Below are 20608 nucleotides of genomic sequence, written 5' to 3'. Positions count from 1 at the left end.
CGGTCAGCCGTTTCCGACGTCGAAGTCGTCCAGGGTCTTGCCGGCCCGGACGATGCGCTCGGCGACCCTGAACTTCTCCATCCGCGAGAGGCGGTCCCAGGCGAGGGCGTCCGGCGGGGAGTCCTCGAAGTCCTCGTACTTCGCGTAGACCCCGTCGTGGACGAAGCGGCCGAACTCACCGCAGTTGTCGCAGGTGAACGAGATGTGGGACACGTCGTACTCCCGCTCGACGGTGTGTTCGAGACAGTTCAGGCAGCGGTAGGTTCGGGTGTCTGTCACTGGTCGGACTCCATCAGGCGAGCAGGTACTTCACGCAAACATGTCCTCCGTCGCTTCGCTCGTGGCCGTCCGGCTACGTGTCATGCAAACAGGTCCTCCGTGGCTTCCAGCGCCTCGACCAGTTTGTCGACTTCCTCTCTCGTGTTGTAGAGGTAGAACGACGCTCGCGCGGAGGCGGGTGCCCCGAGCTTGTCGTGTAGCGGCTGTGTGCAGTGGTCCCCGGCGCGGATGGCGACGGCGAACTCGTTGAGTATCTCGCTTGTGTCGTGTGCGTGGACCGAATCGAGGTTGAACGACACGAGCGCGCTGCGGTCGTCGCCCGGCGGGCCGTACACGTCGATGCCGTCGAACTCCTGGAGGCGGTCGTAGGCGTACTCCGCCAGTTGCTCGCCGTGGCGCCTGACGTTCTCCATACCGATGTCCTCCAGGTAGTCGATGGCCTCGGCCAGCGCGATGCCCTGGGCGATGACCGGCGTGCCGGCCTCGAACTTCCAGGGGAGTTCGTGCCACGTCGAGTCCTCGAAGGTCACCTTCGAAATCATCATCCCGCCGTAGAGGTAGGGCTCCATCTCCTCCAGGATGTGCTCCTTGCCGTAGAGGACGCCGATGCCCGTCGGGCCGCACATCTTGTGGCCCGAGAAGGCGAAGAAGTCGGCGTCGATATCCTGGACGTCGACGGGCATGTGCGGGACTGACTGGGCACCGTCGACGAAGATGTAGGCGCCGTGGTCGTGGGCGATGTCCGCGAGTTCCGAGACCGGGTTGATGGTCCCCAGCGTGTTCGAGACGTGGACGACGCTGACCATCTTCGTGTCGTCGGTGATGAGGTCGCGGGCGGCGTCCATGTCGAGGTAGCCCTCCTCGTCGACGGGGATGTACTTCACCTCCGCGCCGGTCTTCTTGGCTATCTGCTGCCAGGTGACCAGCGCGGCGTGGTGTTCCATCTCCGTCATCACGATTTCGTCGCCGGGACCGAGTTCCGCCAGGCCCCACGCGTAGGCGACGGTGTTCATGCTCTCGGTGGTGTTCTTCGTGAAGACGACCTCCTCGCGGCCCTCGGCGCCGATGAAGTCGGCGACGCGGTCGTGGGCCTCCTCGTATGCGATGGAGGCCTCCTGGCTCAACTGGTGGAGTCCGCGGTGGACGTTGGCGTTGGTGTGGCGGTAGTAGTGGGCGATGGCGTCGACCACCTGGTCGGGCGTCTGCGAGGTGGCCGCGTTGTCCAGGTAGACCAGTTGCGTCCCGTCGAACTCCCGCTGCAGGATGGGGAAGTCCTCCCGTATCCGCTCGACGTCGAGCACGTCGGACTCGGTAGTTGCCATTGTTGCTAGAAGTGACTGGACGGCTAATTGTTCTTCGGTTTGCCTAAACTCTGCTTGGCGGAGACGAAAACGGGGCGTGCTACATCCAGAGCAGTTGAGCGTGGCGGGTGCCCTCGAAGTCGAGGACGTTCTCCTCGTCGACGAAGCCGTGGTCGATTGCCAGGCCGACGGCGCGGGTCCCGACGAGGTTGGCGACCGAGCAGCGCGCCAGGCTCTGGACGACGGCTTCCTCGTCGGCCTCGTCACCGTCGTAGAACTCGGCCTCGACGGTCAGCGAGACGTCGCCGTTCTCGAACGTCTCGCCCACGACGTCGGCGTCGCAGACGGAGACGAGCAGGCCCTTCTGGGTGTCGCGTTCGTTGAGCAGCAGTTCGGTCGTGTCCTGGGCCGCCATCTCACTCCACCAGCTTCTCTTCCTGCTGCTTGCGCAGTTCCTCGGCCTCCTCGGCGACCTCCTCGGCGCGTTCGTCCTCGCCGATTTCCTCCAGCGCGACCGCCTTCTCCTCCAGGAGTTCGACGTTCTTGAACCCGAGTCGCAGGGCGTTGTCGAAGCAGTTCAGCGCGTCCTCCGCGAGGCCGCGCTCGTTGAGGAAGAAGCCGCGGTTGTACCAGGCCTGGCCGAAGCGGGGGTCGAGTTCGACCGCGCGCTCGGCGTGTTCCAGAGCCTCCTCGGTGTGGCCGAACTCCCACAGCGCGTACGCGAGGTTGGTCTCGGCCGTGGCGGCGTGTTCCGAGTCCTCGTCGATGGAAAGCGCTTCTTGGTACGCGCCGATGGCGGCGTCGTACTCCTCCAGTTCGGCGTGGGCCGCGCCCTTGTTCACCCAGGCCTCCTGCTCGACCAGGTCGTCCTCGGCGTAGCGGGCGGCCCGCTCGAAGGCCTCCGTGGCCTGCTCGTGGCGGTTGATGCGGATGTACTCCAGTCCCACGTCGACCAGCGAGTCGGCGTCGACGTCCTCCGCGCCGACGTTGTGCTCGTCGAGCATGTCCGTCAGCACGCGGGAGTCGACCGGGTCGACCTGGTCGGGGTCGACCTCCAGTTCCGGCGGGTCGATGTCGAAGGCGTCGTAGGGGTCGTTGAACCCCTGGCCCTCCGAGAACTTGTGGTCCTTGGGGTCGTCGGTCATGTCCACCGTTTCGCGGGCAGGAAGGTTAAGGGCTACGTCCCGCGGGCGCTGGATTCAAGCGACGAGAGCGGGAACGAAGGGTATGAGCAAACGGCTGTTCGTCAGCGTCGACCTCGACGGCCTCGCCGAGGAGGTCGCGGCCGTCCAGGAGCTCCTCGCGGACGCCAGCGGACTGAACGTCACCGACCCGGCACAGGCTCACGTCACGATGAAGTTCCTCGGCGACACCGACCCCGACCGCGTGCCGGAACTGGTCGAAGAACTCGAAGCCGCCGTCGCCGACAGCGGCGTCGACCCGTTCACCGCCAAGTTCGGCGGCCTCGGCGTCTTCCCCAGCCTGGACTACATCAGCGTGGTCTGGCTTGGCGTCCGCGAGGGCAGCGCGGAGTTGACCCGCCTGCACGAGGCCATCGAGGAGCGGACAGTTGCGATGGGCTTCGACGCGGAGGACCACGACTTCACGCCCCACGCCACGCTGGCGCGGATGCAACACGCCGGCGGGAAGGAACTCGTCCAGGACGTGGTGGGGAACCGCGACCCTACCGTCGGGACGCTGCGCGTCGAGGAGATCCGGCTCACCGAGAGCACCCTGACCGACGACGGACCGGTCTACTCGACGCTGCACGCCGTCCCCCTGTGACTGCTTTAGGGTCGCCAAAAACATCAGTTTCGTGATAGTTATATGGCGCGGCGAACCTACCCTCGTACATGGTCGCGCTGGACAACCTCGCTCTCGTCTTCGTCGCCGGACTCCTGACGGCGCTGGCGACGGGCGTCGGTGCCCTCCCCTTCTTCGTCTTCGACGACATCAGCACCCGCTGGAATGTCGTCCTCTGGGGGCTGGCGTCGGGCATCATGGTGTCGGCGTCGCTGTTCGGACTCGTGCTCGAAGGGCTCGCCGTCGTCGACGGGACGTGGGTCGACGCCGCCGTCGCCATCGGTCCCGGCGTCGTCGCGGGCGTCCTCCTCGTCGTCGTCGGACACGAGGTGCTGGAGGGGGCGGAGGTGGACCCCAGACAGTACGAGGAGGCCGACTTCAAGAAACTCGTGCTCGTCCTCGGTATCCTGACCGTCCACAGCTTCCCGGAGGGCGTCGCGGTGGGCGTCTCCTTCGCGGAACTGGGCCTCCAGAACGTGCCCGCCGCCGACACGCTCGTGGTGGGCGGGCTGACGCTGCCGATTCTGGCCGTCTTCATGACCATCGCCATCTCCATCCACAACGTCCCGGAGGGCGTCGCCATCTCGATTCCGCTCCGGTCGATGGGCGTCAGCGAGTGGCGGATGGTCTGGTGGGCGGTGTTCTCCAGTCTCCCCCAGCCCATCGGGGCGGTCATCGCCTACTACTTCGTCACGCTGGCCAAGCAGTTCCTGCCCTTCGGGTTCGGATTCGCGGCCGGGGCGATGGTGTACCTCGTCCTGACGGAGTTCATCCCCGAGGCGCTGGACGACGGACAGGGCCTCCCCCGGAACGGCCGGCCGGAACTGGCTGCGGGGCTGGTCACCGGACTCCTCGTGATGATCCCGCTCGCGTTCGTCTAGGGCGAGAGTTCCTCAGAGCGGCGACTGCTCCTCGATGACCTTCAGATCGACGAAGGCCTGCAGCGGGTCGCCGTACTGCTCGACGGGGACGCCCGCGCCGTAGTTGGAGTGGTCGACGGCGAAGTAGTGCTCGCCCTCCGTGTCGATGCTCTCTCGCCCGCCGTCGCGGGGGACCTGGACGCCGAACTCGCCGTCGCGCTCGACGGCCGCCTGGCTGAGCGTCCGGTGTCCCGGGGGCATCCGTGGGGGGTCGCCCCCTGTCACGTACGTCTCGTAGTGCCCGAACGAGTCCGCACCGGTGAAGTAGTAGACGTCGAAGGGCTGTTCGGCGCGGACGGTGAAGGAGAGGGCACCGTTGCCGCCGACGTCGGGGAGTTTCGCCCACCACCCCATCCCCGGCTGGATGGTGACCGACTTCTGACGGTCGAGTACCACCCGTCCATCGCCGATACAGCCACTCGTCGCCGCCACGACACCGGCGGCTGCCGACAGGAACGACCGACGGTCCATACGCGGGGGTACGGAGTCGGTGGTTTAGTTCCCGTCGGCAAAAATCTCAGGCGTGATAATCGGATTGTGGCACGCACCGGGCAGTCACGCGGCGGGACCGCAGGTCGGTCGCATCCGGGGACGGCGGGCCGCTCCGGTAAAAGGAACACACATTTAAGCGCCGACGGGAAAGACGTGCACACCATGGGTAAGAAATCGAAGGCCAAGAAGAAGCGGCTGGGCAAACTGGAGCGACAGAACAGCCGCGTGCCGGCGTGGGTCATCCTCAAGACCGACCGGGACGTGCAGCGAAACCCCAAGCGCCGACAGTGGCGCCGGAGTGACACGGACGAATGAGCGCCGGAGACTTCGAGGAGCGGGTCGTCACCGTTCCGCTGCGCGACGCCAAGCAGTCCTCGAACACGCAGGCCGCCGATGTCGCAATGCGACTCGTCCGGGAGCACCTCGCACGGCACTTCTCGGTCGAAGAGGACGCAGTCCGCCTGGACCCCTCCGTCAACGAGGCCATCTGGTCACACGGCCGCACCAACCCACCGAGCAAGCTTCGCGTGCGGGCAGCCCGCTTCGAGGAAGAGGGCGAGAGCATCGTCGAAGCAGAGCCGGCCGAGTAACGTTGCTTCGCGCGGCCTTCTCCGGTTCGTCCTACGTCGGGGTGTTCGCACGGGCGACCGACGGGTGTCTGCTCGTCCGCCCCGACATCGACGAATCGGTCCGCGACGCCTGCGGCGAAGAGCTCGACGTACCGGTCGTCCCCACGAACGTCGGCGGCTCCGGCACCGTCGGTGCGCTGGCCGTCGGCAACAGCCACGGCCTCCTCGTGAGCGCACGCATCACCGACCGCGAGCGCGAGCGCATCGGGCGCGTCGTGGACGTCCCCATCACCGAACTCCCGGGGCGCATCAACGCCGCCGGGAACGTCGTGCTCGCCAACGACACCGGCGCGTACGTCCACCCGGACCTGCCCCGAAAGGCCGTCCAGGCCGTCGAGGACGGCCTCGACGTGCCGGTCGAACGCGGCGACCTCGCCGGCGTCCAGACCGTCGGGACTGCAGCCGTCGCGACCAACAGGGGCGTGCTCTGTCACCCCAAATCCACCGACGCGGAACTCGACCGACTCGAAGAGATTCTGGGGGTCCCGGCCGACATCGGGACCATCAACTACGGCGCACCGCTGGTCGGGTCGGGCCTCATCGCCAACGACACCGGCTACATCGTCGGCGATGAAACCAGCGGCCCCGAACTGGGCCGCATCGACTCCGCGCTCGGCTACGCCTAGGCTTTTTGTCCCATCGCGGGGCCACCCCCGCACGTGACCTGACGGCGACCGGCACGCGACAAGCGGGTGTGCGACAGCACGCGTGCCGGAGCGGCCCCGCCGAGTGCTGTCGCCTGCCAGCCCCAACCCGACGGTGTCCTGAAGCAACAGGGAACTGCGAGTATAGGAAGATTCTTCCGGCGTGGTCCCCCACCGGTGAACATGAGTAAATTCACGGTCAGCGGTCGGTGGCAAGCCCGCGACGGCTGGCAGACCTTCGAGAAGGAGATCGAAGCCGAGAACGAGGACGTGGCACGGGAGCACACCTACGCCGAGTTCGGCTCGAAGCACGGCCTGAAGCGCACGCAGGTCGAAATCGAGGAGGTCGGAGCATGAGCATGGGCGGTGGGAATCCCCAGCTGCAGGAGCTCGCACAGCAACTCGAAGAGATCGAAGAGCAGCAGGAAGCCCTCGAAGGCGAAATCGAGCGGCTGCAGGACGAGAAACAGGAGATCAACGAGGCCATCGACGCCATCGAGGGCCTCGAATCTGGCTCGACGGTGCAGGTGCCGGTCGGCGGCGACGCCTACGTCCGCGCCGAAATCGCCGACATCGACGAGGTCGTCGTGAGCCTCGGCGGCGGCTACGCCGCGGAGCGCGACCAGGACGGGTCCATCGAGACCCTGGAGACCAAGCAGGAGACGCTCGACGACCGCATCGAGGACATCCGGTCGGACATCGCCGAACTGGAGACCGAGAGCGAGAAGCTGGAGGAACGCGCCCAGGAGATGCAGGCCCAGCAGCTCCAGCAGATGCAGCAACAGCAGCAACAAGACGAGTAGGCGATGTTCGACGGACTGAAGGACAAGCTCAACAGCTTCACCAGCGACGTCGAAGAAGACGCCGACGTCGAGGAGGCCGAAGCCGAAGACGTCGAAGCCGAAGACGTCGACGAAGCTGCAGACGAAGCGACTCCCGGAGACAAACGACCGGAAGCGACCGCCACGGCAGAGGCGTCTGCACCGGACGCGACGGCCGAACCCGTCGCGGACGAACCCGAGGCGGTCGAAGCCGAGGAGGTCGAAGCCGAGGAGGTCGAACCCGAGAAGGTCGACCCCGAGACGGTGGACGCGTCGGAAGCCGACGTGGACAGTGCTGAGACCGCCGAGCAGGCCGAACCGGCGGGAGAGAGCGCGGCCGACGAGGCAGCCACAGACGACGAGACCGAGGACGACGAGGAGGACCGGAGCCTGACCGAGCGCGCGAAACTGTTCGCGACAGGCAAGACGGTCATCGACGAGGACGACCTCCAGTCACACCTCGACGACCTGGAGTTCGCGTTGCTGGGCAGCGACGTGGAGATGAGTGTCACCCACGAGATTCTCGACGGCGTGGAGGAGAACCTCGTCGGGGAGACCCGCCGGCGGCTGTCGAGTACGGGCAGCATGGTGCAGGACGCGCTCCGGGAGGCGCTGTACGACGTCATCAGCGTCGGGCAGTTCGACTTCGAGGAGCGCATCGCCGCGGGCGACAAGCCCGTCACCATCATCTTCACCGGCGTCAACGGCGTCGGGAAGACGACGAGCATCGCCAAGCTCTCGCAGTACCTCGAAGACCGGGGCTACTCGTCGGTGCTGGCAAACGGCGACACCTACCGCGCCGGCGCGAACGAACAGCTCGAACAGCACGCCGACAACCTCGGCACGAAGATTATCTCCCACGAGCAGGGCTCGGACCCGGCGGCAGTCATCTACGACGCCGTCGAGTACGCCGAGGCCAACGACGTGGACGTGGTGCTGGGCGACACCGCCGGGCGGTTGCACACCAGCGACGGCCTGATGGACCAGCTCTCGAAAATCGACCGCGTCATCGACCCTGACATGACCCTGTTCGTCGACGAGGCCGTCGCGGGACAGGACGCCGTCAACCGCGCGCGGGAGTTCAACGACGCCGCCGCCATCGACGGTACCATCCTGACGAAGGCCGACGCCGACCAGCAGGGCGGCGCGGCCATCTCCATCGCACACGTCACCGGCAAGCCGATTCTGTTCCTCGGCACCGGCCAGGACTACGACGACCTCGAACGGTTCGACCCGGAGCGCATCGTCGACGCGCTCCTGGGCGAAGAGTAGAGAACAGTCGCTTTTTTAGAGGACGAAGCCGGCCTGCAGCGCTGCGACCAGCACCGTCAGCGCGCCGATGCTCGCGATGGTGGTGACGAAGATGGTCGTGCTGAGGTACTCCGGGGCAGATATCTCGCCGGGCGTGACGTCCTCGGCGTACTCGATAGTCAGCGCCAGCGGCGTGACCGCTGCGGGCGCGGCCGATTCGAGGACGAACACCTTCGCGACCGTGGGGTCGGCGAAGCCAAGCGCCAGCGCGATTGCGATGGCGATGACGGGCGCGGCCGCAATCTTCAGCGCGGCGGGGGCGACCGACCGCGTGACGGCGGTCACGTCGGTCTCGTGGAGCTGGATGCCCAGCACGAGCAGCATGACCGGAATCGAGGCGTTGCCGACGAGGCCCGCGGTCTCCATGAGTGCCGAGTCGGCACCGGGCGCGACGCCCAGGGCGCGGATGGCGACGCCGGCCATGACCGCGTAGATGAGCGGCAGCCGGAAGATTTCGACGAGGGCGTCCGTGAAGCCGCGGTCGGCACCGCTGGAGGCGATGTAGACGCCCAGCGTGTAGACGACCAGGCTCTGGACGGTCAGGTACAGGACTGCGGTGGTCCGGCCGACCGACCCGAAGGCGAACTCCGACAGCGGGATGCCGACGAACCCGGAGTTCGGGAAGGCCGCGGCCAGCATCAGCGCGCCCAGCAGCGCGCCGGACTCGCCGACGAGTTTGCCGACGCCCCACGCGACGGCGATCATCACGACGGCGTAGGCGACGACGCCGAGGGCGAGTTTCGCCACCGCGCCGCCGCCCAGCGTCGTCGTGACGATGCTGTGGAAGGCAAGCGCCGGCAGCAGGACGTACAGCCCGGCAGTGTTCAGCGGCTCGACGTCGAGGTCGGTCAGCATCGCGAGCAGGTAGCCCACGACCGCGATACCGAGAATCGGCCCCACGGCCGACGTGAATGCTGTCGTCAGTCCCATCGACTCGATTCCTCCTGCGACCGCCGGGACGACGACGCTCCGTCGGACCCGCGGCAGTTGTGTTGGCTCATACACCACTACAGGACCCACACCCACTAATATTATTTCAATAAATTTTTCACTGCACGAAAGTCGGTCGGCGGGGGGAACGCATACGCGGCGTGAAACCCTTTCGGCAGGCGAAACCGACTTGACCGCGCCCGATGAAAGCGGGATATGGCCGAGTCGGACCCCCTGTCGGAGATAGAGTTTCTCGCGCGGTCGCCGAACCGCATCGAGGTGCTTGCGGCCCTCGCCGAAGGACCCCACACCCGACGGGAACTGGCGGCAGCGGTAGACGTCTCCCAGCCGACGCTGGGTCGGATTCTGCGCGACCTCTCCGAGCGGAAGTGGGTCGAGAAGGGCGACGGCGACGACTACCGGGCGACGGCGACCGGCCGGCTGGTCGCGACGGGCATGACCGACCTCCGGGACCGGCTGGCGACCGAGACGGAGCTTCGCGAGGTCATCGAGTGGCTCCCGACCGAGTCGATAGACGTCGACCTCACCCGCTTCAGCGGGGCGACCATCACGACGCCGACGCAGACGCGGCCGAACGCGCCCATCCAGCGGATGCTCGAACTCCTGCGCGAGACCGACCACGCACTGCTACTCTCGCACGCGTTCAACGAACAGAAGCTCCGGCTCATCCACGACCGGACCGTCGACGGCGACCTGACGACGCGTGGCGTCTTCGGCGAGGAGGCCATCGACGCGATCGCGGCTACGCCGGAACTCCGGGACGTGCTCGCGGACATCCTCGCCGCGGAGGACGCCGAGATACGCGTCTCCGCCGACGAGATACCGGTGGCCGTGGAGGTCACCGACGACCGGACGCACCTCCTCCTTCGCAACGACGAGGGCATCGTCCGGGCGTCGCTGGACACGGCCGACCCCGCGGTCAGGGAGTGGGCCGAGCGCATCCACGAGCGGTACTGGCAGGGTGGCCGGCCGGTGACGACGGCCGACCTCGACGGCTGACCGGCACGGCCAGCCGCGCCCGTTGAGCATACCGGAGACTCTTTCCGCTACCGCCGACGCGAACGTGTCCAGGGGGTGGTACCTGACGGGGGAAACCACCGGACTGCGGTCCCGCGCCAGCCAGTGTCCCACAGTGTGAGCAGCCGAAAGAATCGGCAACATCCCCCGGCAGAGGCGAAGTGGGGCGGTTTTCACCGTATTGAGGACGGTAAAGGGAGTCCGGCGTCAGTGAGTGACAAGAGCGGCAGGCGTCCCCAGCACTGCCGGAGATACGGAGGCTACAATGAATACAGTCGAAGAATGGAAACAGGAGAAACACCCGCTGGAGATGATCGAGCTGGTGGAGGAGTTCGCGGAGGAAGGACTCTCGTTCGACGAGATAGAGGAACGCGAAGGCGAGGGCGTCTGGGAGCGCATGAAGTGGACCGGTATGTACACCCACGGCGTCCAGCGCGGCTACATCATGATGCGCACGAAGGTGCCGGGCGGGTATCTGACGCCCGAGCAGGCCGAGGTCATCGGTGACGTCGCCACGGAGTACGCCACCGCGCCCGAGGAGTACGGCGGCGAGGAGCAGAACGAACTGTGGGGCGACGCGTACCTCGACATCACGACCCGCCAGGACATCCAGAAACACTGGATCGAGATCGAGGACGTCCCCGAAATCTGGGACCGCTACGACGAGGTCGGCCTGACGACAATCGGCGGCTGTGGCGACGGCGCGCGCAACGTGCTCGGCTGCCCCGCCGCCGGCCTCGACGACCACGAGTGCTTCGACGCGCAGCCGGTCATCGACGCCGTCTCCGACTTCTTCACGAACAACCGCGAGTACGGCAACCTCCCGCGGAAGTTCAAGATGACTATCAGCGGCTGCAAGCACGACTGTGGCCAGTCCCAGATCAACGACATCGGGCTGACGCCCGCGAAGAAGGAACTGGACGGAAGCTGGAAGTACGGCTTCCACGCGAAGGTCGGCGGCGGCCTCTCCGACGGCCCGCGGATGGCCTCGCCGCTGGACGTCTTCATCCCACCGGAGGACGCCGTGGAGTTCTGCCGCGCCGTCGCCCAGACGTTCAAGGAACTGGGCGACCGCAACAACCGCGGCGTCTGCCGGATGCGCTACCTCGTCGAACAGATGGGGGCCGAGAAGTTCGAGGAGGCCGTCCGCGACCGGACCCGCATCGACTTCCCGACCCGCGGCGTCGACCTCACCGAGGGGTACACCGGCGACCACGTCGGCGTCCACGACATGAGAGAGGACGGCCTGACGTACGTCGGCTTCAACGTCATCACGGGCCGGATGGGCGGCGACGAGTTCGCCGAGGCGGCCCGCGCAGCGCGTAAGTACGGCACCGAGGACGCGAGCATCCGGCTTGCGACCGACCAGAACTTCCTGATCACCCACATTCCCGAGGAGAACGTCGACGACCTGCTCGCCGAGGACTTCGCCGCGGACTACCAGCCCGACCCCGGCCCGTTCTCGCGGGGCGCGGTCGGCTGCACCGGGTCGGAGTTTTGCAACTACGGCATCATCGAGACGAAAAACCGCGTCAAGCGGTGGGCGCGCGAACTCGACGACCGCATCGACACCCCCGACGACCTGGACGTGGTGCGGATGCACATGTCCGGCTGCTCGGCCTCGTGCGCCCAGCCCCAGATTGCCGACATCGGCTTCCGCGGCGAGACGGTGCAAGTGGACGACGAGGGGAACAGCGAGGTGCGGAGCACCTCGGATAGCGCGAGTAGCGCGGAGCAAGGCTCCGCGGACAGTCGAGCGGCGACGCCGCACGACGACGGCGACGAGCCGCGAGCGGAGGACATCCCCGACGATGCCGAGGCGAGCGACTACGAGAACCTCGTCGAGGGCATGGACTTCGGGCTCGGCGGCGCGCTGGGCACCGACAACGAGTTCCTCGACTGGGTGGAGAGCGCCGTCCCCGCTCACGCCGTGATTCCGGCGCTGGAACAACTGTTCGACGCCTACGCCGACGAACGCGCGGAGGGCGAGCGGTTCTACGAGTGGTGCCGCCGCGTCGACAACAGCCGGCTCCGGACGCTGATGCAACAGGCCGACGCCAACGTCTCCGGGGGTGTCGCCCATGGCGACTGACGAGGAACCCGAACTGGTCGAGGACGCACCCGGACTGGCCGCCGACCCCGCAGTCGGCGAACAGCCTGCCGAGACGGAGACATCGGAGCCACTCCCGGGCGTCCCCGAGTCGGGAAGCGACGGGACGAGCGTCCCGCCGATTTCGCAGGGGAGCAGGGACAGGACGACCGAGCAGACGGAGTCCATTCCCGACGGCGAGCGCGCCGGCGAACCGGCCTCGGACGGCGGCGTCCCCGTCGCCGACGACGGGTGCAGCGACGGACAGTGCACCTGCGGGAGCGCGGGGCGAGCCGTCGCGGACGGTGCCGGCGCGGAGGCAGTCGGCGAGACACCGACCAACGTCACCGAGGACGGCGAACTGCGGGACCTGGAGTTCACCGAACCCGAGGAAGGCGTCAGCCAGCCGTTGCCCGGCGAGGGCCGCGACGACGCCGAGCGACCGGACGAGCGCGTCGGCGTCCCGGAGGGCGTCGACCTGGACACGCCGACGTACTCCATCCGGTCGGAGATGAACGACATCGAGACGCCCGACGAGAAGACGTGGTTCATGGAACTGGACGAGGCGGTCATCGACGACGGCCGCTGTATCCAGTGTGGGACCTGTGTCGCCGCCTGCCCGTCGGACTCCATCGGCATCGGCGACGACGGCCTGCCGGAACTCGTCAAGATGTGCACCGGCTGTTCGCTGTGCTGGGACTTCTGTCCCCGCGGCGGGATGCGCTACGAGCGCCAGTGGGTCATCACCGGCGGCGAGGACAACGTCAAGGGTGCCGGCGACCCCATCACGGAGTTCTCCGCCCGCGTCGAGGAGGACTGGCGCGAGGGCTCCCAGGACGGCGGCGTCGTGACCGGCGTGCTGGCCCACTTGCTCGACGCCGGCGAGATAGACGGCGCGCTCATCGCAACCGAGTCCGACGAGGACCCCTGGAAGGCCGAGGGCTTCATCGCCACCTCCGTCGAGGAACTCGTCGAGAACACGGGCACCATCTACAACCAGACGATGGCGCTTGGCCACCTCGACTTCTCGAAGTGGGAGGACAAATTCGAGAAGGACTGGGAGGACATCTCTCTTGCCCTCGTGGGAACCCCGTGTGAGATCGAGGGTATCCGTGCCTTACAGGATTTCGACTGGGAGTACGGCTCCCAGGAGGAGGGGGTGCGTGCCATCGAGTATACCATCGCACTGATGTGTACGAAGAACTTCAACTACAAGTCGCTCATCGGCGAGGAACTGCAGGAAAAGCGAGACATCGACATCGACGAGGTGGGCAAGATGGACGTGCTCCACGGCAAGCTGATGGTCGACGACAGGGCGGGCAACCGCATCCTGGAGGAGGACATCGAGAACTTCCACGACGCGGCGCTGAAGGGCTGTAACGAGTGTGCGGACTTCACTGGGTTCTGTGCAGACCTCACTGTCGGGTCGGTCGGTTCCTCCGACGAGTACTCCTCAGTCATCGTCCGGACCGAGCAGGGACTGAAGGCGTGGAATCTCACGAAGGCAGACCTCGATTACCACGACCTGGAGGACAAATCAGCCGTCGGGAAACTTCAGGGATGGGATAAGAAGAAGGCGTTCGAATCACTCGAACGGCCGTTCGACCCCGACGCCCCCCGGTTCATCGACTACGAGGACCACGCCGAGAACTACGGCACGGTCCTGAACCCCCACGACGCTGACCACTGAGCGCCGCGTCGGTCCGCTCGAACGCCCCGTGAGAAACACCCACTTACGCGGACACACGGGTTGCTTTCCGAAAATTGAGGGGCTTCCTGAATGTAATATGCAGTTTATAACTAATGTGGTGTAGGCATTCGTTGCGCCTGGGTGGCACCCGGCAGGTGTGACGGCACCGGCATCACTCACGTCCGTCGCAACACGCGGCCGTCGCCGTCCGGCGTCGTGCCCGGAGGGCGTTCCCCACCCGCTGTGCGGGGTCGCCGTCGCTGTCGTTCACCCCCCAAGCGACCCCACTTTATCGACAGCAGCGAGAAAAAGCCTTTAACGCCGTCCCGTCGTACGTCTCGCCAATGGTACTCGACAATCTCGGGAGTTCCCTGCGGAGCACGCTCGACAACCTCCGCGGGAAGTCCCGTATCTCCGAGGAGGACGTCGACGAGGTCGTCAAGGAGATACAGCGCTCTCTCATCCAGGCCGACGTCGACATCTCCCTCGTCCAGCAGCTCTCGGACAGTATCAAGTCCAGGGCGCTGGACGAGGACCCGCCCGCGGGGACCTCGCCACGGGACTGGGTGCTGCGCATCGTCTACGAGGAACTGGTGGCACTGCTCGGGGAGTCGACCGAACTCCCACTCGAAGGGCAGACCATCATGCTCGCCGGCCTCTACGGGTCGGGGAAGACCACCACCGCCGCCAAGATGGCCTGGTGGTTCTCGAAGAAGGGACTGCGCCCCGCCATCATCCAGACCGACACCGACCGGCCGGGCGCCTACGACCAGGCCAAGCAGATGGCCGGCAACGCCGAAGTCGACTTCTACGGCGACCCCGACGCCGACGACCCGGTGAAAATCGCCGAGGAAGGACTGGAGGCAACGGCCGACGCCGACGTCCGCATCGTGGACACCGCGGGTCGGGACGGCCTGAACCGGGAACTTATCGACCAGATAGAGGAGATTGAATCGGTCGTTAATCCCGACCGGAACCTGCTCGTGCTGGACGCGGCGATGGGCCAGTCCGCGAAGGACCAGGCCCAGGAGTTCGAGGACTCCATCGGCATCGACGGCGTCATCATCACCAAACTGGACGGGACGGCGAAAGGTGGCGGTGCGCTGGCGGCGGTCAACGAGACGGACTCGACCATCGCCTTCCTGGGGACCGGCGAGACGGTCAAGGACATCGAGCGCTTCGAGGCCAGCGGCTTCGTCTCGCGGCTGCTCGGCATGGGCGACCTGGAACAGCTCACCGAGCGCGTCGAGCGCGCGATGGTCGAGGCCCAGGAGGAGGACGAGGACTGGGAGCCCGAGGACATCCTGGAGGGGCAGTTCACCCTCAAGGACATGCGCAAGCAGATGGACGCGATGAACCGGATGGGCCCGCTCGACCAGGTGATGGACATGATTCCCGGCATGGGCGGCGGCCTGAAAGACCAGCTTCCGGACGACGCGATGGACGTCACCGAGGAGCGCATGCGCGACTTCGACGTGGTGATGGACTCGATGACCGAGGACGAACTGGAGAACCCCCGGCAGATCGGCCAGAGCCGCATCGAGCGCATCGCACGCGGGTCGGGCAAGCCCGAGGAGCGCATCCGCGAACTGCTCCAGCAGCACAAGATGATGGAGCAGACGCTCAAGCAGTTCCAGGGCATGGGCGACGCCGACATGGAGCGGATGATGAAGCAGATGCAGGGCGGCGGCGGTCCGGGCGGCCCCGGCGGCATGGGCGGGATGGGCGGCGGTGGCGGCCCCTTCGGCTGATTACGCCAGTTTTTCCTCGTTGTAGGCGTCGACGAGTGCTGCCAGGTCCTCGGTCTCGTGGTCGCCGTGTTCTATCGAGAGCGGCGAGACGCTTATTTCGCCGTCGACCAGCGCGCGCCGGTCCGTCCCGCGGGGGTAGCGCCGGCGGTGTTCCTCGGTCGGCGGAAACGGGTTCTCGAAGCCGACGGCCCCCGGCCACACCTCGTCGCGCATCCGGATTATCGTGCCGTCGTCGTCGCCGTCGACCTCGCCGTCGCGGCCGATGGCCTCGATGGCGTCGATGTCGTCGGGGTCGGCGTCTTCCTCGACATCGAGGTCGTAGTCGGGCAGCGGGCGGGTCCGGCGCATCGTGGGGTCGGCCACGTCCAGCGGGACGTTCACGTTCAGCAGCGTCCCCTCGGAGAACAGGCCGGCGACCTCCGCACGCCGGCAGATGTCGACGGTCACCCGCGCCGGCCGGCCGAAGTCGTAGGCACTGGCCGGTTCCGGGAAGAAGTCCTCGTGGTGGTAAGCAGAGACTGCGACGGCCGGCGTCCCGAGGAAGGCGGCTTCGATGCCGGCACCGACGGTGCCCGAGCGGCCGGTGACGTAGTTGCCGGCGTTGGGACCGTGGTTACAGCCCGAGACCACCAGGTCGAAGTCGGTGTCGAGCCCGCGGAGGGCGTAGGCGACGCAGTCGGCGGGGGTGCCGGAGAGGGTGTAGCCCCACGGGTGGTCGCGGCGGACGGCGGCGTGGGAACGCGTGCGACCGACGCCGCTCTGATTCTCCGCGGGGGCGACGACAGTCACGTCCCCGATTGCAGTCAGTTCCTCGTAGAGGCGAACCAGGCCGGCGGCGTCGATACCGTCGTCGTTCGTCAGCAGAATCGTCGGGCGGCTCATAGCCGCCGTTGCCACTCGGCAGGTGAAACGGTTTTGGAACCGCCGTGGGCGGTGAAACCAGACAGCGGGACGGTGGCGTAGAATAATTCCCGAGGTCTTGCGTTTCCCGCGATTCGACGAACAATTGCGTCCTGCGTGCCGTCGAAACCGTTCGAAACCGGCAGACGAGCGCAGTCTACAGTTCGCTCTCGACGAGCGAGGTCACGAATTCCCGACCCTCCACGACACTCGCCTCGCACCCTTCTGCGGATAACACGTCAGCAATTGCCTGTTCGGCGAGACTATCACTGACCAGGACGCCGATGGACTGGTCGTTCTGTGCGAGTTGATAGGCGACCCCAGCGAGCACGGCATTGGTCTTTTCGATTTCGTCTTCGGTGACGTCGTCAGCAGAGAGAGCGGCCATGCGCTCACGGGTCCTGTCGATAACTGTGGACACGGCGGGGGCATCGAATTTCGCCGAAACTGGGTGGACCCAGCCAGCGTCTCGCGCGGCTCGGAGACTCTCGTGCTGGTACTGGTAGGCGTCTGGCGACTCCCCCAGTTCCGACGCAACGTAGTCTGGAACCCGGACGGTGACGTCGTGTCGCGTCACGTACTGTTCGAGAGCGCGGTACTTTTCGTTGGCTGGGCTGCCGATGGCGATGACAACACTGGTGTCTATCACGACGACGCTCCCTGGCGGAATTGGGGCGCCGGTCATTCTACTTCTCGGACAGATACGGGTCGTACTCTACAGCGCTCTCGATGACCTCCAGAAGCGCGTCGAAGACGGTCATCGCCTCGACGGGGTGAACGTCGAGGCGAGATGCGGCAGTTCGCTGTGTCAGTTCGCCTGCTCGCACCCGGAACGTGTAGTGAAGTGCAGCACCGAGTTTCGCGACGCCGTGGCGGTCGACGAACACCGCGATATCGTCGTTGTCAGTTTGCTCTCCGATGGCGATGATGAAAACCGGCGTCGCGGCAATTTCGCCCTCGCCGGTTTCCAGCACGAGGCGCACCGGCTCGACCGTCACCGTTGCGGGGGTGGTATCGTCGTCCCGGTCGAGGACTCCCATCTCCTCTAACCGACCCACGTATTTGTACGCAGTCGAGTGTGGGACGTCCAGTTCTTCTTTGAGTGTCTCGACGGTCACAGGCCCGCGTTGCAAGATTTCTGCGTACAGGCGAGCGAGTTCCGGATTGGTGAGTAACTCCGCGTACGCGAGCAGGCCCGAGTATGCCTCTTCCGGCCCGGCGTCGGCACCGTCGGCTGAAACCGGCGAGGTTCCCATACTCGTACATAATACATGTATTCTGTATAAATCTCGTGGTCGGGCTCCGAACGCTCGACGGGTGACAGGACAGGTCGCGAGCGCATCGGCTGGTGCAGCAGTCTTGACCGGGGAAAATCTTGACCGGTGTGACCTCTCGGTCGCGCGCTACGACCGGTCGGCGTCGGGGTTCCCGAGCGTTCCACCGAGCGCCTTCAGCAGGTTCAGGGCGACACCCATGCCGGCCTTGACCTCGGGGTCCCGCAGCGCCTTCGCGAGGCCCACGATGCCGACGGGTTCCGCCTCCTCGCTGGTGGCGTCACCGACGGCGTAGAGGACGTCCTCCAGCCCGCCGGCGACGTCGTCGTCCGCGGCGGTGTCGGCGAGTTCGCCCAGGCGCGACCCGGTCTCGGTCAGCTTCATCACCATCTCGTCGTCCATCGCGGCCTGGAGCAGTGAGACGGTGTTGGCGAAGGCGGCCAGGTCGTCGAGCGTGCCGGTCTCCTGGAGCTGGACCACCGTCTCGACGCCCTCGGCGAGGGAGTCGGCGTTGTCACCGACCGCCTCCCCCAGGTTCGCGAGTTCCGGCGTCGCCGCGTTGTCGGCGGCCGCGCCCAGCGCCGAGCCGTCCTCCGTCAGGCGCATCACCATGCCGTCGTCCATCGCGGCGGTGGCGACCGCGGAGGCGTCCAGCAGGTCGTTGACCTGGTCCAAGTTCTGGACGAGACGGGCGACCTCCTCGGGGTTCTCCTCGACCGCCTGCACCAGTTCCGGCGGGACTGCCGCCTGGCCGGCCGTCTCGGCGGCCGACTCGCCGTTGCCCTGTTCGTTCTCGGCGGCCGACTCGCCGTCGCCCTGTCCGTCCATCTGCTCGGGTGACTGTTCGTCGCTCATGCTACCACCTCAGAGCAGCCCCCGGGCGGTCAGCCAGTAGGACTCGTTGTATCCGAGTTTCGCCCAGTGGACCGGCGTCGAGGCGGGCCGGACGGTCGGTTCGTTCCCGTAGGCGAACTCCACGAACGTCGCCTCGTCCATGCCAGCCTCGATGAAGCACACTGTCTTCCCCTCGTAGGTCGCCGTGGGGACCTGCCCGCGGACTTTGCTGGCGATGCGGTCAGCCACCGTGCCGGCCTCGTAGTGGGCGACGCTGCCGGCCTTGCTGGTGGGGACGTCGGCCACGTCGCCGATGGCGTAGACGTCCTCCGCCGCGGTGGCTTCCAGCGTGTGCTTGTCGACGTCGACCCACCCGCCGTCGCCGAGTCCGGCCTCGGTGACGAGTTCGCTGCCGGTGTGGGGCGGGATGCCGACCAGCAGGTCGTAGTCGAGTTCCTTGCCCTCCATCGAGTGCAGCACCTTCTCTTCAGGGTCGACCTCGTCGGCGTTGAAGAACGTCTGGACGTTGATGTCCTTCTCCTCGAACTCCTCGGTCGCCCAGTCCGCGACGGACTGGATGCCGTGGGCGCGCTGGATGGGGTAGGTGTACGTTATCTCGACGTCGTCGCGGACGCCGCGCTTGCGCAGCCAGTCGTCGGCCATCAGCACGAACTCCACGGGTGCGGCCGGGCACATGTGGGGCACGCCGATGACGCTCAGGACGAGGTGGCCTTCGGTGAACTCGGCCATCGCGTCGCGGAGTTCGGTGGCACCGTCCTCGCCGTAGAAGTGGTGGCCGCCCTCTTTCAGGCCGGGAACCTCGTCGGGGACGAGTTCGACGCCCATCGCGAGCGTGAGGTGGTCGTAGGCCATCGCTGGGCCGTCGGCCAGCGAGAGCTGCTTGTCGTCCGTGTCGATGCCAGTGACGCGGTCGTAGGTGATGTCGACGCGACGGTCGACCAGTTCTGCGACCGGACGCCGTGCGTCGGCCGGGTCCTTCTTCCCGAAGGGGACGTACAGCCAGATTGGCTTGTAGACGTGGTCCTGGCTGTCCGTGACCATCGTCACCTGGACGTCACCGCTGTCTATCTCCGCGCCGAGTTTGTCTGCGAGTCGATTCGCCAGTACTGTGCCGCCGGTGCCGCCGCCGACGATGACGATGTGTTCACTCATGGTAATCTCCGGGAACGAGCCCGTCGCGGGCTCAGGCCGTCTCCACGTACACGCTCCAGTAGTCGCCCTGGTCGACGACTTCGAGCAGGTTGTGGCCCGCTTCGTCCAGCCAGTCCGGGACGTCGCTCTTCGAGGAGTCGTCGGACGTCTGTAGTTCGATGACCGTGCCCGGGTCGGACTGCTTGACCTTGCCGATGAGGTCCATCAGCGGACCGGGACAGGTTGCACCGCGCGAATCGACCGTGATGTCGGGTTCCATAGTTTCACTCATTGTAATCACCTCAGACGAACATGACCTGCTTGTCGCGTGCCTTCGAGAGGAACCCGGCCACGCCGAGCACCTCGTCGAAGACGTCCACGTAGTCGTCGAGGTCGGTGTCCATGACGTCCATCGCCAGGGAGCAGGCGTACACCGACATCGGTCCGATTTCCTTGGCCTGCGCCAGTTGCTCGGTGAAGATGGGCATCTCGTCGCCCTCCGAAGTGAGCATCGCCTGGCCGACCGGGCCGGCGACGTCGAAGTCGCCGCCCTCGACGCGTTCCTTCTCGAAGGCCGTCAGCCCGTTCATGGTCACGAAGACCTCCACCGGTGTGTCCGAGGAGGCCGCTATCGAACCGATCATACTGACCGCCTGTACCCGTTCTAGCTCGCTCGATGCGAGTACGATTGCGTATCCTGACATTGTCGTCTCCCAGGTAACCCTTGGCCCCCGGATGTTATAATAGTGT

General features: G+C 66.4%; 25 protein-coding genes. 12 read left to right on the top strand and 13 right to left on the bottom strand.

Annotation, left to right across the window (positions count from 1 at the left end; all coding sequences use genetic code 11):
* Positions 1-3 precede the first annotated feature (3 nt).
* The 4 genes from WDJ57_RS17375 to WDJ57_RS17360 form a co-directional block, all read right to left on the bottom strand.
* A complete protein-coding gene (locus WDJ57_RS17375) occupies positions 4-279 on the bottom strand; it encodes a hypothetical protein (protein WP_338902184.1) in 276 nt (91 codons plus the stop codon).
* 80 nt (positions 280-359) lie between these two features.
* A complete protein-coding gene (locus tag WDJ57_RS17370; RefSeq protein ID WP_338902183.1) occupies positions 360-1601 on the bottom strand; it encodes an aminotransferase class V-fold PLP-dependent enzyme in 1242 nt (413 codons plus the stop codon).
* Positions 1602-1680: 79 nt separating this feature from the next.
* The gene (locus WDJ57_RS17365; protein WP_338906311.1) at positions 1681-1971 is read right to left on the bottom strand and encodes a DUF424 domain-containing protein; all 291 of its coding nucleotides are present in this window, start codon (positions 1969-1971) and stop codon (positions 1681-1683) included.
* A gap of 25 nt (positions 1972-1996) precedes the next feature.
* A complete protein-coding gene (locus WDJ57_RS17360) occupies positions 1997-2725 on the bottom strand; it encodes a tetratricopeptide repeat protein (RefSeq protein WP_338902182.1) in 729 nt (242 codons plus the stop codon).
* A gap of 82 nt (positions 2726-2807) precedes the next feature.
* On the opposite strand from WDJ57_RS17360, the gene thpR reads away from it, so the two are divergent.
* Entirely contained in the window at positions 2808-3365 is a 558-nt protein-coding gene (gene thpR, locus WDJ57_RS17355; RefSeq protein WP_338902181.1) for an RNA 2',3'-cyclic phosphodiesterase, read from the top strand.
* 68 nt (positions 3366-3433) lie between these two features.
* Entirely contained in the window at positions 3434-4264 is an 831-nt protein-coding gene (locus WDJ57_RS17350) for a ZIP family metal transporter (RefSeq protein WP_338902180.1), read from the top strand.
* 12 nt (positions 4265-4276) lie between these two features.
* Here WDJ57_RS17350 and WDJ57_RS17345 read toward each other — a convergent pair whose 3' ends face one another.
* Complete coding sequence (locus WDJ57_RS17345; RefSeq protein ID WP_338902179.1) at positions 4277-4774, bottom strand: twin-arginine translocation signal domain-containing protein; 498 nt, start codon at positions 4772-4774, stop codon at positions 4277-4279.
* A 183-nt stretch (positions 4775-4957) separates the two neighbouring features.
* Between WDJ57_RS17345 and WDJ57_RS17340 the strand changes: the two genes are divergently transcribed.
* The 6 genes from WDJ57_RS17340 to ftsY all read left to right on the top strand — a co-directional run bounded on the left by WDJ57_RS17340 (position 4958) and on the right by ftsY (position 8161).
* The gene (locus WDJ57_RS17340) at positions 4958-5110 is read left to right on the top strand and encodes a 50S ribosomal protein L39e (protein WP_338902178.1); all 153 of its coding nucleotides are present in this window, start codon (positions 4958-4960) and stop codon (positions 5108-5110) included.
* Positions 5107-5385, top strand: coding sequence for a 50S ribosomal protein L31e (locus tag WDJ57_RS17335; RefSeq protein ID WP_338902177.1), 279 nt, complete (start codon positions 5107-5109; stop codon positions 5383-5385). The genes WDJ57_RS17340 and WDJ57_RS17335 overlap by 4 nt, the downstream gene beginning before the upstream one ends.
* Positions 5386-5387: 2 nt before the next feature.
* Entirely contained in the window at positions 5388-6050 is a 663-nt protein-coding gene (locus tag WDJ57_RS17330; protein WP_338902176.1) for a translation initiation factor IF-6, read from the top strand.
* 201 nt (positions 6051-6251) lie between these two features.
* Complete coding sequence (rpl18a, locus tag WDJ57_RS17325; protein ID WP_338902174.1) at positions 6252-6425, top strand: 50S ribosomal protein L18Ae; 174 nt, start codon at positions 6252-6254, stop codon at positions 6423-6425.
* Positions 6422-6871 carry a prefoldin subunit alpha gene (gene pfdA / locus WDJ57_RS17320; RefSeq protein ID WP_338902173.1) on the top strand — a complete coding sequence of 150 codons (450 nt, stop codon included), beginning with the start codon at positions 6422-6424 and terminating at the stop codon, positions 6869-6871. The genes rpl18a and pfdA overlap by 4 nt, the downstream gene beginning before the upstream one ends.
* A gap of 3 nt (positions 6872-6874) precedes the next feature.
* Positions 6875-8161, top strand: coding sequence for a signal recognition particle-docking protein FtsY (ftsY, locus tag WDJ57_RS17315; RefSeq protein ID WP_338902172.1), 1287 nt, complete (start codon positions 6875-6877; stop codon positions 8159-8161).
* 15 nt (positions 8162-8176) lie between these two features.
* On the opposite strand, the gene WDJ57_RS17310 is transcribed toward ftsY, so the two are convergent.
* Positions 8177-9130, bottom strand: a complete 954-nt coding sequence (locus WDJ57_RS17310; protein WP_338902171.1) for an AEC family transporter — start codon at positions 9128-9130, stop codon at positions 8177-8179.
* Between the two features lie 216 nt (positions 9131-9346).
* Here WDJ57_RS17310 and WDJ57_RS17305 point away from each other — a divergent pair, with 216 nt between their 5' ends.
* From WDJ57_RS17305 to WDJ57_RS17290, 4 genes are all read left to right on the top strand, one after another.
* Positions 9347-10150 carry a helix-turn-helix transcriptional regulator gene (locus WDJ57_RS17305; RefSeq protein ID WP_338902170.1) on the top strand — a complete coding sequence of 268 codons (804 nt, stop codon included), beginning with the start codon at positions 9347-9349 and terminating at the stop codon, positions 10148-10150.
* A 283-nt stretch (positions 10151-10433) separates the two neighbouring features.
* Entirely contained in the window at positions 10434-12260 is a 1827-nt protein-coding gene (locus WDJ57_RS17300; RefSeq protein ID WP_338902169.1) for a nitrite/sulfite reductase, read from the top strand.
* A complete protein-coding gene (locus WDJ57_RS17295) occupies positions 12250-13947 on the top strand; it encodes a Coenzyme F420 hydrogenase/dehydrogenase, beta subunit C-terminal domain (protein WP_338902168.1) in 1698 nt (565 codons plus the stop codon). The genes WDJ57_RS17300 and WDJ57_RS17295 overlap by 11 nt, the downstream gene beginning before the upstream one ends.
* A 344-nt stretch (positions 13948-14291) precedes the next feature.
* Positions 14292-15698: a signal recognition particle protein Srp54 gene (locus tag WDJ57_RS17290; protein ID WP_338902167.1), complete on the top strand. Its 1407-nt coding sequence runs from the start codon at positions 14292-14294 to the stop codon at positions 15696-15698.
* On the opposite strand, the gene surE is transcribed toward WDJ57_RS17290, so the two are convergent.
* From surE to WDJ57_RS17255, 7 genes are all read right to left on the bottom strand, one after another.
* Positions 15699-16580, bottom strand: a complete 882-nt coding sequence (gene surE / locus WDJ57_RS17285) for a 5'/3'-nucleotidase SurE (RefSeq protein WP_338902166.1) — start codon at positions 16578-16580, stop codon at positions 15699-15701.
* A gap of 175 nt (positions 16581-16755) precedes the next feature.
* Positions 16756-17283, bottom strand: a complete 528-nt coding sequence (locus WDJ57_RS17280) for a hypothetical protein (RefSeq protein WP_338902165.1) — start codon at positions 17281-17283, stop codon at positions 16756-16758.
* 1 nt (position 17284) lies between these two features.
* Positions 17285-17854, bottom strand: a complete 570-nt coding sequence (locus WDJ57_RS17275; RefSeq protein WP_338902164.1) for a DUF7437 domain-containing protein — start codon at positions 17852-17854, stop codon at positions 17285-17287.
* A gap of 147 nt (positions 17855-18001) precedes the next feature.
* Entirely contained in the window at positions 18002-18727 is a 726-nt protein-coding gene (locus tag WDJ57_RS17270; RefSeq protein WP_338902163.1) for a DUF1641 domain-containing protein, read from the bottom strand.
* Positions 18728-18736: 9 nt separating this feature from the next.
* Positions 18737-19879 carry an NAD(P)/FAD-dependent oxidoreductase gene (locus tag WDJ57_RS17265; RefSeq protein ID WP_338902162.1) on the bottom strand — a complete coding sequence of 381 codons (1143 nt, stop codon included), beginning with the start codon at positions 19877-19879 and terminating at the stop codon, positions 18737-18739.
* Between the two features lie 31 nt (positions 19880-19910).
* Positions 19911-20150: a sulfurtransferase TusA family protein gene (locus tag WDJ57_RS17260; protein WP_338902161.1), complete on the bottom strand. Its 240-nt coding sequence runs from the start codon at positions 20148-20150 to the stop codon at positions 19911-19913.
* Between the two features lie 10 nt (positions 20151-20160).
* Entirely contained in the window at positions 20161-20562 is a 402-nt protein-coding gene (locus WDJ57_RS17255) for a DsrE/DsrF/DrsH-like family protein (protein ID WP_338902160.1), read from the bottom strand.
* Positions 20563-20608 lie beyond the last annotated feature (46 nt).

Source organism: Salinibaculum sp. SYNS191, from assembly GCF_037338445.1.
Taxonomy (GTDB): domain Archaea; phylum Halobacteriota; class Halobacteria; order Halobacteriales; family Haloarculaceae; genus Salinibaculum; species Salinibaculum marinum.
The sequence above is the reverse complement of the archived record's forward strand: the minus strand, read 5'-3'. Positions and strand labels throughout refer to the sequence as shown.

Excerpts from the sequence above, each read along its gene's own strand:
- WDJ57_RS17370 (WP_338902183.1), bottom strand. The coding sequence starts at position 1,601 with ATGGCAACTACCGAGTCCGACGTGCTCGACGTCGAGCGGATACGGGAG.
- WDJ57_RS17360 (WP_338902182.1), bottom strand. The coding sequence starts at position 2,725 with ATGACCGACGACCCCAAGGACCACAAGTTCTCGGAGGGCCAGGGGTTC.
- thpR (WP_338902181.1), top strand. The coding sequence starts at position 2,808 with ATGAGCAAACGGCTGTTCGTCAGCGTCGACCTCGACGGCCTCGCCGAG.
- WDJ57_RS17350 (WP_338902180.1), top strand. The coding sequence starts at position 3,434 with ATGGTCGCGCTGGACAACCTCGCTCTCGTCTTCGTCGCCGGACTCCTG.
- WDJ57_RS17345 (WP_338902179.1), bottom strand. The coding sequence starts at position 4,774 with ATGGACCGTCGGTCGTTCCTGTCGGCAGCCGCCGGTGTCGTGGCGGCG.
- WDJ57_RS17340 (WP_338902178.1), top strand. The coding sequence starts at position 4,958 with ATGGGTAAGAAATCGAAGGCCAAGAAGAAGCGGCTGGGCAAACTGGAG.
- WDJ57_RS17335 (WP_338902177.1), top strand. The coding sequence starts at position 5,107 with ATGAGCGCCGGAGACTTCGAGGAGCGGGTCGTCACCGTTCCGCTGCGC.
- rpl18a (WP_338902174.1), top strand. The coding sequence starts at position 6,252 with ATGAGTAAATTCACGGTCAGCGGTCGGTGGCAAGCCCGCGACGGCTGG.
- pfdA (WP_338902173.1), top strand. The coding sequence starts at position 6,422 with ATGAGCATGGGCGGTGGGAATCCCCAGCTGCAGGAGCTCGCACAGCAA.
- ftsY (WP_338902172.1), top strand. The coding sequence starts at position 6,875 with ATGTTCGACGGACTGAAGGACAAGCTCAACAGCTTCACCAGCGACGTC.
- WDJ57_RS17310 (WP_338902171.1), bottom strand. The coding sequence starts at position 9,130 with ATGGGACTGACGACAGCATTCACGTCGGCCGTGGGGCCGATTCTCGGT.
- WDJ57_RS17305 (WP_338902170.1), top strand. The coding sequence starts at position 9,347 with ATGGCCGAGTCGGACCCCCTGTCGGAGATAGAGTTTCTCGCGCGGTCG.
- WDJ57_RS17300 (WP_338902169.1), top strand. The coding sequence starts at position 10,434 with ATGAATACAGTCGAAGAATGGAAACAGGAGAAACACCCGCTGGAGATG.
- WDJ57_RS17295 (WP_338902168.1), top strand. The coding sequence starts at position 12,250 with ATGGCGACTGACGAGGAACCCGAACTGGTCGAGGACGCACCCGGACTG.
- WDJ57_RS17290 (WP_338902167.1), top strand. The coding sequence starts at position 14,292 with ATGGTACTCGACAATCTCGGGAGTTCCCTGCGGAGCACGCTCGACAAC.
- surE (WP_338902166.1), bottom strand. The coding sequence starts at position 16,580 with ATGAGCCGCCCGACGATTCTGCTGACGAACGACGACGGTATCGACGCC.
- WDJ57_RS17280 (WP_338902165.1), bottom strand. The coding sequence starts at position 17,283 with ATGACCGGCGCCCCAATTCCGCCAGGGAGCGTCGTCGTGATAGACACC.
- WDJ57_RS17275 (WP_338902164.1), bottom strand. The coding sequence starts at position 17,854 with ATGGGAACCTCGCCGGTTTCAGCCGACGGTGCCGACGCCGGGCCGGAA.
- WDJ57_RS17270 (WP_338902163.1), bottom strand. The coding sequence starts at position 18,727 with ATGAGCGACGAACAGTCACCCGAGCAGATGGACGGACAGGGCGACGGC.
- WDJ57_RS17265 (WP_338902162.1), bottom strand. The coding sequence starts at position 19,879 with ATGAGTGAACACATCGTCATCGTCGGCGGCGGCACCGGCGGCACAGTA.
- WDJ57_RS17260 (WP_338902161.1), bottom strand. The coding sequence starts at position 20,150 with ATGAGTGAAACTATGGAACCCGACATCACGGTCGATTCGCGCGGTGCA.
- WDJ57_RS17255 (WP_338902160.1), bottom strand. The coding sequence starts at position 20,562 with ATGTCAGGATACGCAATCGTACTCGCATCGAGCGAGCTAGAACGGGTA.